16 protein-coding genes and 1 pseudogene are annotated in these 17,433 nt (G+C 70.6%); 14 read left to right on the top strand and 3 right to left on the bottom strand.

The window, feature by feature from the left end:
• Nucleotides 1–34 precede the first annotated feature (34 nt).
• Entirely contained in the window at nucleotides 35–1,039 is a 1,005-nt protein-coding gene (locus tag OG700_RS05510) for a Gfo/Idh/MocA family oxidoreductase (RefSeq protein WP_405609712.1), read from the bottom strand.
• A gap of 228 nt (nucleotides 1,040–1,267) precedes the next feature.
• On the opposite strand from OG700_RS05510, the gene OG700_RS05505 reads away from it, so the two are divergent.
• The 8 genes and pseudogenes from OG700_RS05505 to OG700_RS05470 all read left to right on the top strand — a co-directional run bounded on the left by OG700_RS05505 (nucleotide 1,268) and on the right by OG700_RS05470 (nucleotide 9,546).
• Nucleotides 1,268–2,056: a GntR family transcriptional regulator gene (locus tag OG700_RS05505; RefSeq protein ID WP_405609709.1), complete on the top strand. Its 789-nt coding sequence runs from the start codon at nucleotides 1,268–1,270 to the stop codon at nucleotides 2,054–2,056.
• A gap of 133 nt (nucleotides 2,057–2,189) precedes the next feature.
• Entirely contained in the window at nucleotides 2,190–3,200 is a 1,011-nt protein-coding gene (locus OG700_RS05500) for a substrate-binding domain-containing protein (protein WP_405609706.1), read from the top strand.
• Between the two features lie 127 nt (nucleotides 3,201–3,327).
• Nucleotides 3,328–4,317 (top strand): sugar ABC transporter substrate-binding protein, encoded by a 990-nt coding sequence (locus tag OG700_RS05495; protein WP_405621469.1) that lies wholly within the window; start codon nucleotides 3,328–3,330, stop codon nucleotides 4,315–4,317.
• Nucleotides 4,314–5,393 carry an ABC transporter permease gene (locus OG700_RS05490; protein WP_405609703.1) on the top strand — a complete coding sequence of 360 codons (1,080 nt, stop codon included), beginning with the start codon at nucleotides 4,314–4,316 and terminating at the stop codon, nucleotides 5,391–5,393. The genes OG700_RS05495 and OG700_RS05490 overlap by 4 nt, the downstream gene beginning before the upstream one ends.
• Nucleotides 5,390–6,331 carry an ATP-binding cassette domain-containing protein gene (locus OG700_RS05485; protein WP_405609700.1) on the top strand — a complete coding sequence of 314 codons (942 nt, stop codon included), beginning with the start codon at nucleotides 5,390–5,392 and terminating at the stop codon, nucleotides 6,329–6,331. The genes OG700_RS05490 and OG700_RS05485 overlap by 4 nt, the downstream gene beginning before the upstream one ends.
• A 181-nt stretch (nucleotides 6,332–6,512) precedes the next feature.
• A pseudogene (locus OG700_RS05480) lies at nucleotides 6,513–7,664 on the top strand (ROK family glucokinase); the annotation flags it as partial.
• Between the two features lie 221 nt (nucleotides 7,665–7,885).
• On the top strand, nucleotides 7,886–8,464 hold the full coding sequence (locus OG700_RS05475) for a hypothetical protein (protein ID WP_405609697.1): 579 nt from the start codon (nucleotides 7,886–7,888) through the stop codon (nucleotides 8,462–8,464).
• Between the two features lie 50 nt (nucleotides 8,465–8,514).
• Nucleotides 8,515–9,546, top strand: a complete 1,032-nt coding sequence (locus OG700_RS05470) for an arsenic resistance protein (RefSeq protein WP_405609694.1) — start codon at nucleotides 8,515–8,517, stop codon at nucleotides 9,544–9,546.
• Here OG700_RS05470 and OG700_RS05465 read toward each other — a convergent pair.
• Nucleotides 9,507–9,893 (bottom strand): signal peptidase I, encoded by a 387-nt coding sequence (locus OG700_RS05465; protein ID WP_405621467.1) that lies wholly within the window; start codon nucleotides 9,891–9,893, stop codon nucleotides 9,507–9,509. The genes OG700_RS05470 and OG700_RS05465 overlap by 40 nt on opposite strands.
• Before the next feature lie 157 nt (nucleotides 9,894–10,050).
• On the opposite strand from OG700_RS05465, the gene OG700_RS05460 reads away from it, so the two are divergent.
• The 4 genes from OG700_RS05460 (at nucleotide 10,051) to OG700_RS05445 (ending at nucleotide 13,544) form a co-directional block, all read left to right on the top strand.
• Nucleotides 10,051–11,370 carry an alpha/beta fold hydrolase gene (locus OG700_RS05460; RefSeq protein ID WP_405609691.1) on the top strand — a complete coding sequence of 440 codons (1,320 nt, stop codon included), beginning with the start codon at nucleotides 10,051–10,053 and terminating at the stop codon, nucleotides 11,368–11,370.
• Nucleotides 11,371–11,488: 118 nt separating this feature from the next.
• Nucleotides 11,489–12,121, top strand: a complete 633-nt coding sequence (locus tag OG700_RS05455; RefSeq protein ID WP_405609688.1) for an MBL fold metallo-hydrolase — start codon at nucleotides 11,489–11,491, stop codon at nucleotides 12,119–12,121.
• A gap of 91 nt (nucleotides 12,122–12,212) precedes the next feature.
• Nucleotides 12,213–12,992, top strand: coding sequence for an exodeoxyribonuclease III (locus OG700_RS05450; RefSeq protein WP_405609685.1), 780 nt, complete (start codon nucleotides 12,213–12,215; stop codon nucleotides 12,990–12,992).
• A gap of 111 nt (nucleotides 12,993–13,103) precedes the next feature.
• Nucleotides 13,104–13,544, top strand: a complete 441-nt coding sequence (locus OG700_RS05445; protein ID WP_405609682.1) for a DUF6278 family protein — start codon at nucleotides 13,104–13,106, stop codon at nucleotides 13,542–13,544.
• Between the two features lie 665 nt (nucleotides 13,545–14,209).
• Here OG700_RS05445 and OG700_RS05440 read toward each other — a convergent pair.
• Nucleotides 14,210–14,953 (bottom strand): hypothetical protein, encoded by a 744-nt coding sequence (locus tag OG700_RS05440; RefSeq protein WP_405609679.1) that lies wholly within the window; start codon nucleotides 14,951–14,953, stop codon nucleotides 14,210–14,212.
• A 124-nt stretch (nucleotides 14,954–15,077) separates the two neighbouring features.
• On the opposite strand from OG700_RS05440, the gene ggt reads away from it, so the two are divergent.
• A complete protein-coding gene (gene ggt, locus OG700_RS05435) occupies nucleotides 15,078–16,931 on the top strand; it encodes a gamma-glutamyltransferase (protein ID WP_405609676.1) in 1,854 nt (617 codons plus the stop codon).
• A 94-nt stretch (nucleotides 16,932–17,025) separates the two neighbouring features.
• Entirely contained in the window at nucleotides 17,026–17,406 is a 381-nt protein-coding gene (locus OG700_RS05430; protein WP_405609673.1) for a PPOX class F420-dependent oxidoreductase, read from the top strand.
• The last annotated feature ends 27 nt before the right edge of the window (nucleotides 17,407–17,433 follow it).

Raw genomic sequence — 17,433 nt, 5'->3', positions numbered from 1 at the left:
GCGCGGTCGGCCGGGCGGGGCCGGGGGGCACGGCTCAGCCGCCCGGGATCTCCTCCAGCCGCACCGGCCGGTGTTCCAGCCAGGACAGCTCGCAGGCCTCCGCGATCCGCAGCGCGTGCAGCGCCTCGTGGCCGTCGCACGGATTCTTCAGCTCGCCGCCCACGACCCGGATGAACGCGTCCAGCTCCGCCTCGTACGCCGGGGCGAACCGCTCCAGGAAGCCCGGCCAGGGGTTGTCGCAGCGCGGCGGACCCTTGGGCTCGGTCGAGGTGATCGGCGTACGGTCGTCCAGGCCGACCGCGAACTGGTCCAGCTCGCCCGCCAGTTCCATCCGTACGTCGTACCCCGCGCCGTTGCAGCGGGTCGCCGTGGCGGTGGCGAGCGTCCCGTCGTCCAGGGTGAGGACGGCGGCGGCCGTGTCGATGTCCCCGGCCGCCCGGAACATCGGGGGACCGGCGTCCGAACCGGTCGCGTACACCTCCACCACCTCGCGCCCGGTGACCCAGCGCATGATGTCGAAGTCGTGCACCAGACAGTCCCGGTAGAGCCCGCCGGACAGCGGCAGGTACTCCGCGGCCGGCGGCGCGGGGTCCGAGGTGATCGCCCGGACGGTGTGCAGCCGGCCCAGCGCGCCGGACCGTACGAGATCGCGGGCCGCGCCGTAACCCGCGTCGAAGCGGCGCATGAAGCCCAGTTGCAGGACGGTGCCGGCGGAGTCGACCTCGTGCAGGGCGCTCAGCGTGCCCTTGAGGTCCAGCGCGATCGGCTTCTCGCAGAAGGCGGGCAGCCCCGCCCGCGCGGCGCGGCTGATCAGGTCGGCGTGGGCGGAGGTGGCGGAGGCGATGACGACGGCGTCCACGCCCCAGGAGAAGACCTCGTCCACCGAGGGGGCCGCCGTGGAGCCCGTACGGTCGGCGACATGTGCGGCCCTTGCCGCGTCCGTGTCGGCGACGACGAGGGAGCCGACCTCGCGATGGCGGCTCAGCGCCTCCGCGTGGAAGGTGCCGATACGGCCCGTGCCGATGAGTCCGATGCGCATGGCCCCCAAGGTGGCCTTCGCTCCGACGTCGTGTCAAGCGTTTGTCCTGACATTTAGACCTGCGGATGATCTTTGCGGTGATCTTTGCTCGGACGGTGTGGATCTTCGCCCTTACCGCGCTCGTCCTGACGGCCGTACCGTGCTCGCCCTGACGCCCGTACCGCGCTTGTCCTGACAACCGAACGACAGGTCTTTCCGTCAACATCTCACGGGGCTACGCTCGCCCCCGTGTCCAAGCAGCCGGAACCAGAGCACCCGAGCGGGTCGGCCCCCCAGGCCGCCGCGCTCCAGCTCGGTGTCGACCGCACCAGCCCGGTCCCGCTCTACTTCCAGCTGTCGCAACAGCTCGAAGCGGCCATCGAGCAGGGCGGACTGACGCCGGGCAGTCTCCTCGGCAACGAGATCGAGCTGGCCGCCCGGCTCGGGCTCTCCCGGCCCACCGTCCGCCAGGCCATCCAGTCGCTCGTCGACAAGGGCCTGCTGGTACGGCGCAGGGGCGTCGGCACCCAGGTGCTGCACAGCCAGGTCAGACGCCCCCTGGAGCTGAGCAGCCTCTACGACGACCTGGAGGCGGCCGGTCAGCGCCCCGCCACCCGCGTGCTGCGCAACACCGTCGAACCGGCCGGCGCCCAGGTCGCCGCCGCCCTCGGAGTCGCGGAGGGCGCGGACGTACGGCTCATCGAACGCCTCCGGTACGCCCACGACGAACCGATGGCCCGGCTGCGCAACCATCTCCCGGTCGAACTACTCGACTGCGACACCGCACGGCTCGAATCCACCGGTCTCTACCGGATGATGCGAGCCGTCGGCATCACACTGCACAGCGCGCGCCAGTCGGTCGGCGCACGCGCCGCCGACGCCGGGGAAGCGGGGCAGCTCGGCGAGGCGACGGGCGCGCCGCTGCTCACGATGGAGCGCACCACGTTCGACGACACGGGCCGCGCCGTCGAGTTCGGCGCGCACATCTACCGGGCCTCGCGCTACGTCTTCGAGTTCCAGCTCCTCGTCCGGCCGTAGAGCCGCCTTCGGGGCCTCCGTGGCGGCCAATTCTTCGTAAGAATGTTCGGACAAACTCTTGACGGAGCCGCGCGACCGCAGCTAGAACACCTCCAGCCGCAACGGGGCGGCCGGGAGAGAAGGCGGAACCACCATGCGTACCAACCGAAAGGCGGCGGGCCGCACGGCGGCGGCGCTGCTCACCGCATGCGCGCTCGCCCTCGTCGCCGGATGCAGCGGCTCCGGAGGCAAGGATTCCGAGGACAAGGCCGACGACGGCGGGGGCGGTACGGCGGCCAAGACCCCGCGCATGAAGATCGCCATGGTCACGCACTCCGGGGAGGGCGACTCCTTCTGGGACATCGTCCAGAGCGGCGCCAAGGTCGCCGCGGCCAAGGACAACGCGCAGTTCCTCTACGCCGCCAACAAGGAGGGCAAGGAGCAGGCCCAGCTGATCCAGAGCTACATCGACCAGGACGTCGACGGGCTGATCGTCACGCTCGCCAAGCCCGAGGCGGTCAAGGCCGTCCTCGCCAAGGCCACGGCCGCCGGAATCCCCGTCGTCACGATCAACTCGGGTGCCGAGTTCTCCGAGCCGTTCGGGGCGCTCGGCCATATCGGCCAGGACGAGGCCATCGCCGGTGAGGCGGTCGGCGAGGAGCTGAACAAGCGCGGCAAGAACAAGGCGCTCTGCGTCATCCACGAGCAGGGCAACGTCTCGCTCGAAGGCCGCTGTGCCGGTGTCAAGAAGACCTTCGAAGGCACCGTCGAGAATCTGAACGTCGAGGGCACCAACATGCCCGCGACCACGTCGTCCATCGAGGCCAAGCTCCAGAGCGCCAAGGACATCGACACGGTCGTCACGCTCGGCGCGCCGTTCGCCGCCGCGTCCGTCAAGGCGAAGGAGAGCGCCGGTTCCGGCGCCGAGATCAACACCTTCGACCTCAACGAGGACGTGGTCAAGCAGCTCAAGGCCAAGGAGATCGGCTTCGCCGTGGACCAGCAGCCCTACCTCCAGGGCTATCTCGCGGTGGACGAACTGTGGCTGAAGAAGAACAACGGCAATGTCATCGGCGGCGGAAAGCCCGTACTCACCGGCCCCGCCCTCGTGACGGAGAAGGACGTCCCCGCGCTGGAGAAGTTCACCGCCCGCGGCACCCGATGACCATGCCTCGTACACCCATGCCTGATACTTGGGCCGCCGGACCGGGACCCACCGCGCCCGGCGGTACCAAGAAGTACGGCAAGAGGGGCACGGCGTCGTGGCAAGGGTTCGGACAGGGGTACGCGCGATGGGCGCGGTGCTGGCGGCGGTTCTCGGGGCGGCGTCCCTGGCGGGATGCAGCAGCACCGGCGGCAAGCGCGCCGAGGAACGGGCCGCGGCGGAGGCCCAGGAGCGGGGCCGGGCCGCGGTGAGCACACCGAAGTGGACCTTCGCCATGGTCACCCACTCGGGAGACGGTGACACCTTCTGGGACATCGTCCAGAAGGGTTCCGAGGAGGCCGCGGCCAAGGACAACATCAACTTCCTGTACGCGCACAGCGACGAGGGCCAGCAGCAGGCGCAGCTCGTCCAGTCGTACATCGACAAGGACGTCGACGGGCTGATCGTCACGCTCGCCAAGCCCGACGCGATGAAGGCCGTCGTCGCCAAGGCCACGAAGGCCGGCATCCCGGTGATCACCGTCAACTCGGGCTCCGAGCAGTCCAAGCAGTTCGGCGCGCTCACCCACATCGGCCAGAACGAGACCATCGCCGGCGAGGCCGTCGGCGACGAACTGGACAAGCGCGGCAAGAAGAAGGCCCTGTGCGTCCTGCACGAGCAGGGCAACGTCGGCCACGAGCAGCGCTGCGCCGGGGCGAAGAAGACCTTCGACGGCACGATGCAGAACCTGTACGTCGAGGGCACCAACATGCCCGACGTCCAGGCGTCCATCGAGGCGAAGCTCCAGACGGACAAGAGCGTCGACGCCGTCGTGACGCTCGGCGCGCCCTTCGCGGACACCGCCGTCAAGGCGAAGGAGACGGCGGGCAGCAAGGCCGAGATCGACACGTTCGACCTCAACAAGTCGGTCGCCGGCTCGCTCAAGGCGGGCCGCCTCGGCTTCGCCGTGGACCAGCAGCCGTATCTCCAGGGGTACGAGGCCGTCGATCTGCTCTGGCTCTACCGGTACAACGCCGATGTACTCGGCGGTGGGCTCCCGGTCCTCACCGGACCGCAGATCATCACCGAGCAGGACGCCGCCGAGCTGGAGAAATACGCGGAGCGAGGGACCCGATGACCACAACCGCACCACCCGTGAAGGACCGGCCGGGCGACGGCGGGGGCGGCGGCCCGGCCACGGACGAGCGGCTGCTCGGCGCCTCGGTGCTGCGCAAGCTGCTCGGCAGGCCCGAACTGGGCTCGGTCGTCGGCGCCGTGGCGGTGTTCCTCTTCTTCGCGGTCGTCGCCGACTCGTTCCTCAAGACGTCCAGCTTCGGCACCGTCCTGTACGCGGCGTCCACGATCGGGATCATGGCGGTGCCGGTGGCGCTGCTGATGATCGGCGGCGAGTTCGACCTGTCCGCCGGTGTGCTGGTGACCAGCTCGGCGCTGATCTCCTCGATGTTCAGCTACCAGATGACGGCCAACATCTGGGTCGGTGTGTTCGTCTCCCTGCTGGTCACCGTCGCCATCGGGGTGTTCAACGGCTTCGTGCTGACACGGACGAAACTGCCGAGCTTCATCATCACCCTCGGCACGTTCCTGATGCTCACCGGTCTCAACCTCGGTCTGACCAAGCTGATCAGTGGCACCGTCTCGACCAAGAGCATCAGCGACATGCAGGGCTTCGAGTCGGCCCGTAAGCTCTTCGCCTCCGAACTGACCCTCGGCGGAGTCGAGTTGAAGGTCACCATCCTGTGGTGGGCGGGCCTGGTCGCGCTGGCGACCTGGATCCTGCTCCGTACCCGCTTCGGCAACTGGATCTTCGCGGTCGGCGGCAACGCCGAGGCCGCCCGCGCCGTCGGCGTCCCGGTCCGGCTGACGAAGATCGGCCTCTACATGGGCGTCGGCTTCTGCGCCTGGGTCTCCGGCCAGCACCTGCTCTTCTCGTTCGACGTCGTCCAGTCCGGCGAGGGCGTCGGCAACGAGCTGATCTACATCATCGCGGCGGTCATCGGCGGCTGTCTGATCACCGGCGGCTACGGCTCGGCGATCGGCTCCGCCGTCGGTGCCTTCATCTTCGGCATGACCAGCAAGGGCATCGTGTACGCGGAGTGGAACCCGGACTGGTTCAAATTCTTCCTCGGAGCGATGCTCCTTCTGGCCACCCTGCTCAACGCATGGGTCCGCAAGCGCGCGGAGGCAACCCGATGACTGGCACGCCCACCAGCGGCACGACCGGCACAAGCAGCGGCAGCGGCAGCAGCGGCACGGCGACCACGACACCCCTCGTCGAGCTGGACGACGTCAGTAAGTACTACGGCAACATCCGCGCCCTCGAAGGCGTCTCGCTGGAGGTGCACGCCGGTGAGATCACCTGCGTCCTCGGCGACAACGGCGCGGGCAAATCCACCCTCATCAAGATCATCGCGGGGCTGCACCAGCACGACGCGGGCGAATTCCTCATCGAGGGGAGGACGACGACACTCGGCTCGCCGCGCGAGGCGCTCGACCTGGGCATCGCCACCGTCTACCAGGATCTCGCCGTCGTACCGCTCATGCCCGTCTGGCGGAACTTCTTCCTCGGCTCCGAGCCGACCAGAGGCGCCGGTCCCTTCAAGCGCCTCGACGTCGAACTGATGCGCCGCACCACCCGCGAGGAACTGCTGCGGATGGGCATCGACCTGCGCGACGTCGACCAGCCCATCGGCACGCTGTCCGGCGGCGAACGGCAGTGCGTGGCGATCGCCCGCGCCGTCCACTTCGGCGCGAAGGTCCTCGTCCTGGACGAACCGACCGCCGCGCTCGGCGTCAAACAGTCCGGAGTCGTGCTGAAGTACGTCGCCGCCGCGCGGGACGCGGGTCTCGGCGTGGTGCTGATCACCCACAACCCGCACCACGCGTATCTCGTCGGCAACCGTTTCGTCCTGCTCAAGCGGGGTGTGATGGCCGGCAGCCACACCAGGGAATCGATCACCCTGGACGAGCTGACGCGCCAGATGGCGGGCGGGTCGGAGCTGGAGGAGCTGAGCCACGAGCTGGCGAACGCGCCCGCGCCGGCCCACCTCGGTGGCCGTGCGGTGGACGGCGGCGGGCATCCGGCCGACCGGGACGAGAAGGACGAGAGGCCGGGCGGCACCGCCAAGCCCTGACCGACCTGTGCGCCGTCCGGATGGCAGAATCGGCGGTGGTGGGCAACCGTCCACCGCCGCCGCCCCGGGCACCGGGCGCGGCGAGCCCCCGACCCGCAGGGACGACACGACACGTGCGAGCACCCAGGCCGCGTTCCGGCAGCAGCGTCGTCCGCCAGGCCCGCGTGAGGGGGCCGGTCCGATGAGTACGTACCGGGACTTCACCCACCGCGGCTCCGCACGCGCCACCGTCCTGCGGACCGTCGGCACCCGCGAGCGCCGCTCGCACGCCTCCGCGCCCCGCGTGCCCACGGTGGGGATCGACATCGGCGGTACGAAGGTGATGGCCGGTGTCGTGGACCCGGACGGCAACATCCTGGAGAAGATCCGCACCGAGACGCCGGACAAGTCCAAGAGCCCGAAGGTCGTCGAGGACACCATCGTCGAGCTGGTGCTCGACCTCTCCGACCGGCACGACGTGCACGCCGTGGGCATCGGCGCCGCCGGCTGGGTGGACGCCGACCGCGCGAAGGTCCTCTTCGCCCCGCACCTCGCCTGGCGCGACGAACCGCTCAGGGACTCGATCTCCTCCCGGCTCGCCGTCCCGGTGATGGTCGACAACGACGCGAACACCGCCGCCTGGGCGGAGTGGCGCTTCGGTGCCGGACGCGGCGAGGACCACCTCGTGATGATCACGCTCGGTACCGGAATCGGCGGCGCCATACTGGAGGACGGCCGGGTCAAGCGCGGCAAGTACGGCGTGGCCGGCGAGTTCGGCCATATGCAGGTCGTGCCCGCCGGACACCGCTGCCCGTGCGGCAACCGCGGCTGCTGGGAGCAGTACAGCTCGGGCAACGCGCTGGTCAGGGAGGCCAGGGAACTGGCCGCCGCCGACTCGCCGGTGGCGTACAACCTCATCGAACGCGTCAAGGGCAACATCCCCGACATCACCGGACCGCTGATCACCGAGCTGGCCCGCGAGGGCGACGCGATGTGCGTCGAACTCCTCCAGGAGATCGGCCAGTGGCTCGGCGTCGGCATCGCGAATCTGGCGGCGGCGCTCGACCCGTCCTGCTTCGTCATCGGCGGCGGCGTCAGCGCGGCGGACGATCTGCTGATCGGCCCCGCGAGGGAAGCCTTCCGCCGCCAGCTCACCGGGCGCGGCTACCGGCCGGAGGCCCGTATCGCCAAGGCGCAGCTGGGACCCGAGGCGGGCATGGTCGGCGCGGCCGACCTCTCCCGGCTCGTGGCACGCCGCTTCCGCCGGGCGAACCGGCGCAGGCTTGAGCGGTACGAGAAGTACGAGCTGTACGCGGAGGCGATCCGCACCGGGCGGATGCCGCAGGATCTGCGTGAGGAGCAGGAGCTGCGCGAGGCGGAGGAGTCCCGCGCGGCGGAGGTGCGGGAGCCGAAGCCGGAGCCCGAGCCTCAGCCGGAAACGAAGCCTGAGCCGGAAACGAAGCCCGAATCGAAGCCGGAGTCGGAGTCGGAGTCGGAAACACCGTCGCCGGGCGCGCCGCGAGAACCCCGTACCAGTCCCACCCGAGCACCCCGCACCAGCCAGGAACCGCCTTCATGACCGTGCCCCGACAGCAGTCCGCGCCCCCCGACGAGATGGGGAAGCCGCCGGAGAACCACCGCCACATGGTCCGCCGCCGGTGGGTGACGGCGATAGTGATCGTGCTGCTCATCGGCATCCCCGCCGGCTATCTCGTGATCTCGGCCGGCCAGAGCCGGCGCAGCGGGCTGGACAAGGAGCTGGAGTCCTCGGCCACCGGCCTCACGGACGCCGTGCCGTCCCGGATGAAGCAGCGGGTCTTCGAGGTGCCGATCCCCGGACGCGCCACGAACGTGCGCTACTACGAGACGAGCAACTGGAAGTCCAGCCGGCTGTATGTGCAGTTCAACGTGACGTCCGGCCGGCTCGACACCTTCCTCACCGAACTGGGCACGCACCGCTCGGCGCTCAAGGAGGGCAATGTCACCATCGCGCCCCGCGACTCGCGCACCGTCGGCTGGAACTTCGTCCCCACCCGTGTGTGGTCGGGCACCACACACCGGCAGAAGGACCCGCGTCCCACCCAGGACATCACCGTCGACCTGAGCGATCCGGCCATGCCCCGCGTGTACGTCGTCTCCACGACCACCCCGTGAGGCGCGGCGGGTGACCGTCCCACCGGCCTGACGCGCGTCGAGGAGAAGTGATGTCGCACGAAGAGCGCGGCCTGGTCGCGGGCATGGAGCGGCACCAAGTGGCCGTCTATGTGGGGGCGATGGCGGCCGGAGCCCTCGTCGGATGGATCGCACCCCAGGCGGGGCCGGGACTGGAGCGCGCGATCAATCCGGTGCTCGCGGCCCTGCTGTACGTGACCTTCCTCCAGGTGCCCGCCGCCGATCTGATCCGCGCCCTGCGGGCCGGCCGGTTCCTGGCCGCGGCGCTGGTGGTGAACTTCGTGGTCGTGCCGCTCGTCGTCGCGGCGATGTTCGCGTTCCTGCCCGCCGACCAGGCCGTGCGTATGGGTGTGCTGCTCGTGCTGCTGGCGCCCTGCGTCGATTACGTCATCGTCTTCAGCGGGCTGGCGGGCGGCAGCGCCCAGCGGCTGCTGGCGGCCACCCCGGTGCTGCTGCTCGCGCAGATGGCGCTGCTTCCGCTGTTCCTGCTGCTGTTCCTGGGCTCGGACCTGGCCGGCATCGTCGAGGCCGGCCCGTTCGTCGAGGCGTTCGTCGTGCTGATCGTCATCCCGCTCGCCCTGGCCTGGCTCACCCAGGGCTGGGCCGCCCGCCGTCCGGCCGGGCGGCGGACCGCCGACGCGATGGGGACGACGATGGTGCCGCTGATGGCGGCGACCCTGTTCACGGTGGTCGCGTCCCAGGTGCCCAAGCTGAACGACAGCCTCTCCGACGTGGCCCGCGTCGTACCGTTCTATGTCGTCTTCCTGGCCGTGATGGCGTTCGCGGGGCTCGTCGTCGCCCGTCTCTTCCGGCTGGACGTACCGGACAGCCGGGCGATCGTGTTCACCGGCGCGACGCGCAACTCCCTGGTCGTCCTCCCCCTCGCGCTGGCCCTGCCGGACCGGCTGGCCGTCGCCGCGGTGGTCGTGGTCACCCAGACGTTGGTGGAGGTGGTCGGCATGGTGATCTACGTACGCGCGGTGCCTCGACTGGTGGAGGGCGCTCGGTCCGGGCGCCCCGACCGTCAGGAGGGCGACGTCCGGTCTTCCCGCACCGACGCGTAACCGGGCACGGACGGCCACCGAACCGTCAACACAACCGACTCCTCTTCCGCGAACCAGGAGTGGTCGACCCCACGCCCCCACACGACGTAGTCGCCCTGCCGCGCCAGAACAACACGGCGGCCCGGGAGTTCGACGTGGAAGCGGCCGTTGATGAGGACCAGGAGAGCTGTTCGCTCCTCGCCCTTCACCCACCGCGCTCTTCTGTCGCCACAGGGGTGGACGCCCCATTTGATCTCCACGGCCTCGCAGTGGCGGGGATCGCCGGCGTCCTTGAAGTGCCCGAGAAGCCACCCCCGGTCCAGCGCGGCGTCCTCGCCCGCGTTGCCCACGTACACGCCGTCGTTCACGCCGTCGCTCCTGCTGTCGCCCACGTGGCCGGACGCTAGCAGCCGTCCCCGGCGGGCGAGGCCCGCAGGGCGGCGGCGGGCGCCCGCGATGGGGAGGTCCGGTGTGTCTGCCCGACCCCCTCCCGTGCCGATGTGTGGGATGTGGGAGCGTGAGCGGGTGAGTGAGACGACCACTAAAACCCTGCAATACCGCGTCGACGGGCCCGAAGACGCACCGACCCTGATCCTGGGTCCATCCCTCGGCACCACCTGGCACATGTGGGACAGACAGACGCCCGAGCTGGCCAAACACTGGCGGGTGTTCCGTTTCGACCTGCCCGGTCACGGCGGCGCGCCCGCCCACCCCGCCACCGGTGTTCCCGAGCTGGCGGACCGGCTTCTCGCCACGCTCGACGGGCTCGGCGTGCAGCGCTTCGGCTACGCCGGCTGTTCCATCGCCGGCGCGATCGGCGCGGAGCTGGCGCTGCGCCGGCCCGACCGGGTCGCCTCGCTCGCGCTGGTGGCGTCCTCGCCGCGGTTCGGTACGGCGGACGAGTTCCGCCAGCGCGGCGTCATCGTCCGTACGAACGGTCTCGACCCGATGGCCCGCTCGGCGCCCGAGCGCTGGTTCACGGCCGGCTTCGCCGCCGCCCAGCCCGCGATCGTCGAGTGGGCGGTCCAGATGGTCCGTACGACCGACCCCGGTTGCTACATAGCCGCGTGCGAAGCGCTCGCCGCCTTCGACGTACGGGCGGAGCTGGGCCGTATCGGCGTGCCGACGCTCGTCCTGGTCGGCGCCGAGGACAAGGTCACCGGCCCCGCCGAGGCCCGCACGCTGGTCGCCGGGATACCGGACGCCCGGCTCGCGCTGGTGCCGGGAGCCTCGCACCTGGCGCCCGTCGAGCAGCCGGCCGCCGTCACGGACCTGCTCGTACGCCACTTCTCCACCGCCTGGCAGAACCCCTCCGACACCTCGACCGGCCTGACGGTGCTGCCCGACTGGGCCACCTATCCGGGCCCGGGGACGCCCGTGGGACCGCCGACCCTGTCGCCGGTGACCGCGCCCGTCGCCGAGATCACCTCCGCCGAACAGCCGCGTGCCGTGGCCGCCGTACGCCCGGATCTGTACGACGCGGGCATGCGGGTCCGCCGGGAGGTCGTCGGGGACGCCCACGTCGACCGGGTCATGGCCGACACGGACGACTTCACCGGCGACTTCCAGGAGATCCTCACCCGCTACGCCTGGGGCGAGGTCTGGAACAGGGAGGGACTGGACCGCCGCAGCCGCAGCTGTGTGACGCTGACGGCCCTCGTCGTGGGCGGTCACCTCGACGAACTCGCCGTCGAGACCAGGGCCGCGCTGCGCAACGGGCTGACCCCGGCCGAGATCAAGGAAGTCCTGATCCAGACGGCCGTGTACTGCGGCTTCCCGGCGGCGAACGCGGCGTTCCGCGTCGTCGGCGCGGTCGTCCAGGAGGAGACCACCCCCGAGTCGTAGCAGCCGCGCCCACCGCCCCCGTTTGCCGTCGCGGTGGCGGATGTCGACCATGGGAGGGGTGCGACGCCGGCGGTCGTACGCAACGCTGTCCAGGAATTCGCGACACGAGGTGGTCACGGTGCAGCTCACCAAGAAGTCCCACGCATGCGTCCGGCTGGAGAAGGACGGGCGCACGCTCGTCGTCGACCCCGGCGTCTTCAGCGAGCGGGACGCGGCGCTGGGCGCGGACGCCATTCTCGTCACGCACGAGCATCCCGACCACTTCGAGGAGGGCAGGCTGCGCGCCGCGCTCGAAGCGGACCCGGCCACCGAGGTCTGGACCCTGCGCAGCGTCGCCGAGCAACTGTCGGCCGCCTTCCCGGGGCGCGTGCACACGGTGGGTCACGGCGACACGTTCGCCGCCGCGGGCTTCGACGTACAGGTGCACGGCGAACTCCACGCGGTGATCCACCCCGATCTGCCGCGGGTCACCAACGTCGGCTATCTGGTGGACGGTTCGCTCTTCCACCCCGGCGACGCGTTCACCGTTCCCGACCATCCGGTCGAGACGCTGATGCTCCCGGTGCACGCGCCGTGGAACAAGATCTCCGAAGTGATCGACTACGTACGCGAGGTCAAGCCGCGGCGCACCTTCGACATCCACGACGCGCTGCTCACCGATCTGGCGCTGCCTCTGTACGACGGCCATGTCGGCCGCCTCGGCGGCTCCGGCCACGCCAGGCTGGCACCCGGCGAGAGCACCGACCTGTGACCACCGACCTGTGATCGCCGCCGGCCCGTGACCGTCGTGCCGGCGGCTGTCGGAACGGTGACTGTCAGACCCCGCGGATAGGCTGTCGTCCATGCGCATCGCCACCTGGAACGTCAATTCGATCACTGCCCGGCTGCCGCGTCTGCTGGCCTGGCTGGAGAGCACGGGCACGGACGTGCTGTGCGTCCAGGAGACCAAGAGCACCCTGGAGCAGTTCCCCTCCGACGCCCTGCGCGAGCTGGGTTACGAGTCCGCGGTCAACGCCACCGGCAGGTGGAACGGCGTGGCGCTGATCTCGCGCGTCGGCCTCGACGACACCGTCAAGGGCCTGCCGGACGGCCCGGAGTACGAGGGCGTCGAGGAGCCCCGCGCGATCGCGGCGACCTGCGGCGGCGTCCGGGTCTGGTCGGTCTATGTGCCCAACGGCCGCGAGGTCACGCACGATCACTACGCGTACAAGCTGCGCTGGCTCGATGCGCTGCGGGCGGCGGTGGCCGAGGACAGCGCGGGGGAGCGGCCGTTCGCCGTCCTCGGTGACTTCAACGTCGCGCCGACCGACCAGGACGTGTGGGACCCGGCGCTGTTCGAGGGCGCCACCCATGTCACCCCCGCCGAGCGTGCCGCTCTGGCCGCGCTCCGTGAGGGCGGTCTGTCCGACGTGATGCCGCGACCGCTCAAGTACGACCAGCCGTACACTTTCTGGGACTATCGCGAGCTCCGGTTCCCGAAGAACCGGGGTATGCGGATCGACCTCGTCTACGGCAACGGGCCCTTCACCGCTGCCGTCAAGGACAGTTATGTCGACCGTGAGGAGCGCAAGGGCAAGGGTGCTTCGGACCACGCCCCGGTCGTCGTCGATCTCGACCTCTGATGTTCCGGAGGGCGGGCCGGCATCGGCGGGTCTGGCCCCGGGCATTCTGCCTCTGATACCGCCCGCGTGCCCTGAGGTGCGCGGGTACGGGGAAATGGCAGGCTGAGTGGTATGAACATCCCTTTCTTGGACAATTGGCGCAAACGGAACGGCGCTGACGAGGGGGCGTCGCCGGCATCCGTCGTCGGGGGTGACGCGGAAGGTGTGGCCGAACTGCTCTCCGAGTGCGAGCTGCTGCGCGTCCGGGCAGGGCAGTCCGGTCTCGAACTGGACGATTCCCCGGCCTCGTTGGAGGCCCTGGATCAGCTGCCGCCGCACTGGCGCGACGACCCGGAGGAGTTGCCCTGGCTGGGCAACGACGCGGGGCTGTATCTGGGTACGGTCATCGTGCGTACGGTCGAAGGGGCGGCCTGGCACATCTGGCCCGGCGGTCACCCGGTCGTGCGTCTCGTCTCCGGCCGGGAGATCCAGGTCGTGGAGGCCGGTCTCGACTGGGCGGTCAGCGGCGCGCCCGAACTGTCACAGGTGTACGCGGAGGCGGCCGAGGCGTGACGGAGCCTTCGCCACTCCTTGACGTTAATACGGCTTATGCCCGATTTATGCGTGTCGGGTGTGAAGTCCCTTGCCGGGCTGGATAGTTTGCGCTGACCTCGACACAGCCGAGAACGGGGAGGGCAGCGTATGGCCGTCGACCACGGTCCGACGGGCAGTCCGCGGCGGGAGCCGCAGCCGATTCCACGACTGACCGGCAGACCCCGGACCGGATTCCCCGGTCCGGGAGTTCGGGTACGCGGGCGAGCGCATCGTGCCGAATCTGGACTACGATTTGCCGTTCATCCCCATGGTGACGGTGGTCTTGCCGGCAGAGGCCACGGATGTCGCGCCGGCCTCGGGCACCACCCGGGAGTCCGTACGCGTCCGCCGTGCTCCGCGCCCGCGGGGATGGTCCCGCCGCCGCCCGAGGCGCGGTAGCTCAAGGGAAACGGCCCGCCTCCCGCTTCGCGGGGGGACCCTCTGGCAGCAGCCGGAGATCACTTCTCGCGCCGCGGGACGACCGGCACCACGGGTCGGACGGGGACGGGGAGAAGGTCAGCTGCGCGCCGGGAGGGCCGTGTCCGACATGGAGCGGGCCCGCGTCGTCGCCACGCACGACGAGGGTGCCGCTCTTCTTCCTTCTCCTGGCCCCGTTCTCCGGGTGCTGCTTCTCCGGGCCTTCTTCAGTTGGTCGCCCGGTGTGAGGTGCGTACGGCGGGAGCGGGCTCCTGCGCCGCCCTGGTGACGTCCGCGACCAGCTCGACCACATCGGGGCCGTACGCCTGCGAGTTGACCACCTTCAGCAGCAGACAGAACGAACCGCGCCCGTGCTTGCGGGCCAGCCTCTCGTAGTGCTTGGCCACATAGCGGGTGGCCGCCTGGTTGGTGATCGCCCGCTGTCCGCAGAAGAGAAAGACCGGCCGGGAGTCCTGACCGGCCGTGAGCCGCGCCAGCAGGACGTACTCGGCCACGCCGGCCTCGGCCCGGTAGCGCTCCGTGCCTATCTGGAAGGCGGTCCGCTCGGCCACCGGCTCCGGCTCCGTGTTGATCTTGACGCCGGGCAGCAGCGAGTGCAGATGCGCGGCCATCCGGCGGTTCGACGTCGGACCGCCGAGACAGAACTCCGTACGCTCGCCGAACCCCTGCTGAGTCGAGTCGTGCTGGACGATCTGCGCGTGCGCGCCGCAGTCCTTGATCAGTGAGGACAGTTCCAGCAGCGCGAAGACATCGCGACGGTGCACGGCGCCGTCCCCACCCGCCTCCCGGTTGACGACCAGCAGGCACTCGGAGTTGCCGGGCAGCCCGAAGAACGCCTGTTTCCTGCGCAGTCTGCGGCGCCAGAGATAGGTCCGGGCGACCCAGCCGATGGCGGCGCTGACACCGGCGGCGAGCACCCCGAGAACGATGTTGCGTACGTCGTCAGTCATGGGCGCGCATGTTAGCGGGACACCGCCGTCACGGACATGCCGCAGGAGCGCGTGGGCAAGTGCTTCTGGCGGGGCGCGAGTGGTGAAGTTACGCTCCGCGGACGGACGCCCACCGGAGGTACAGATGCGCCGCTCCGCTCCACGCACCGCACGCCATGTCTCGGTCGTGGCTCTCGCCGCCGCCATGCTCTCGGTGGGGGCCGCCGCGCCACCGTCCGTCTCCTCCGCGGCCTCTCCCGCGAAGGCCCCAGCCAAGACGCCCGCCAAGACCCCCGCGAAGTCACCGGTCGCCGTCGGCCACGGCGGGGCGGTGGCGAGCGTCGACAAGGACGCGTCCGCCGCCGGCACGGAGGTGCTGCGGCGCGGCGGCAACGCCGTGGACGCGGCGGTGGCCACCGCCGCCGCGCTCGGCGTCACCGAGCCCTACTCGGCCGGTATCGGCGGTGGCGGCTACTTCGTCTACTACGACGCCAGATCCCGCTCCGTCCACACCATCGACGGCCGCGAGACCGCCCCCAAGTCCGCCGACGCCACCCTCTTCCAGGAGGACGGCAAGCCGATCCCCTTCGCGGAAGGCATGACGAGCGGACTCGGTGTCGGTACGCCGGGCACCCCGGCCACCTGGGAGCGCGCGCTCGACTCCTGGGGCAGCACCTCGCTGCGGCAGTTGCTGAAGCCCGCCGAGCGGCTGGCGAAGGACGGTTTCACCGTCGACGAGACGTTCCGCTCGCAGACCGCGTCGAACCAGGCGCGGTTCGCCGACTTCCCCGCCTCCGCCGAGCTGTTCCTGCCCGGCGGTGAACTGCCCGTGACCGGTTCGGTGTTCAAGAACCCCGACCTGGCGCGTACGTACGCGGAACTGGGCCGGCGCGGCACCGACGCGCTCTACCGGGGCGGCCTCGCCCGCGACATCGTGCGCACCGTCCGCACCCCGCCCGTCGCCCCCGACGCCACCCGCAAGGTCCGGGCGGGCGATCTGACGACCGGCGACCTCGCCGCGTACCGGACGAAGCGGCAGGCGCCGACGAAGGTCTCCTACCGGGGGCTCGACGTGTACGGCATGGCGCCGTCGTCCTCCGGCGGTACGAGCGTCGGCGAGGCGCTCAACATCCTGGAGCGCACCGACCTCTCCGACGCCTCGCGGGAGACGTATCTGCACCGCTTCATCGAGGCGAGCCGGATCGCCTTCGCCGACCGGGGACGCTGGCTCGGCGACCCCGCCTTCGAGGACGTCCCCACCAAGGGCCTGCTGTCGCAGCGTTTCGCCGACTCGCGTGAATGCCTCATCAAGGACGACGTGGCGCTGAAGAGCCCGCTCCCGCCCGGCGATCCGTCGAACCCCGTGCCGTGCGCGGCCGGTGGTACGGCGGCGCCGACGACGTACGAGGGGGAGAACACCACCCATCTGACGGCCGCCGACAAGTGGGGCAACGTCGTCGCCTACACGCTGACGATCGAGTCGACGGGCGGCAGCGGCATCACCGTCCCCGGCCGGGGCTTCCTCCTCAACAACGAGCTGACGGACTTCTCGTTCGCCCCCGCGAACCCGGCCGTCCACGACCCGAACCTGCCCGGCCCCAATAAGCGGCCGAGGTCGTCCATCTCCCCGACGATCGTGCTCGACGAAGGCGACCGGCCGCTCCTGGCGCTCGGCTCACCGGGCGGCGCGACCATCATCACGACCGTCCTCCAGACGCTCACGGGCCACCTGGACCGGGGTCTGCCGCTGGTCGACGCGATCGCCGCGCCCCGCGCCAGCCAGCGCAACGCCGCCACGACGGAGCTGGAGCCGGGTCTCTACGACAGCCCGGTACGCGCCCAACTCGAAGCACTGGGGCACGCGTTCACCAGGAACCCGGAGATCGGCGCCGCCACAGGCGTTCAGCGGCTGCCTGACGGGCGGTGGCTCGCGGCGGCGGAGAAGGACCGCAGGGGCGGCGGCTCCGCGATGGTGGTCCACCCGGCGGGCCGGCCGTAGCGCGCCCACCGGGTCGTCGGCCCGTGAGCGCCGGACGGGCCGACGACCGGACGGGTTGATTCCGGTGACCCGCCCACCGAGTACGCTCGCGGGCGTGACCCTCGACGCGCTCGGCCGCAGCCGCTATGTCAGCCTCACCACGTACCGCAAGGACGGCACCGGGGTCGACACCCCGGTCTGGCACGCCGTGGACGGCGGCGAGTTGTACATCTGGACCCGTAGTGACTCCTGGAAGGTCAAGCGGATCCGTAACAACAGCCGTGTCGTCGTGACCGCGTGCGACATGCGAGGACGGATCGCGCCCGGCGCGGCGAGCGCCGAGGGGACGGCCCGGCTGCTGGAGGGCGACGAGGTCGCCCGGATCAACCGGCTCCTCGCCCGCAAGTACACCTGGCAGTTCTGGTTCGTGGAGAAGCCGGCCGCGCTCGTACGGCGCGGGAAGCGTATGCACACCGGGATCGTGGTGAGTTTCTGACGCCTCGTCGGCGCGCCGACTTGTGAA

Source organism: Streptomyces sp. NBC_01508, from assembly GCF_045040315.1.
In the GTDB taxonomy this organism is placed as follows: Bacteria; Actinomycetota; Actinomycetes; order Streptomycetales; family Streptomycetaceae; genus Streptomyces.
Note: the sequence above shows the minus strand (reverse complement) of the source record. Positions and strands in the feature narration are given on the sequence as shown.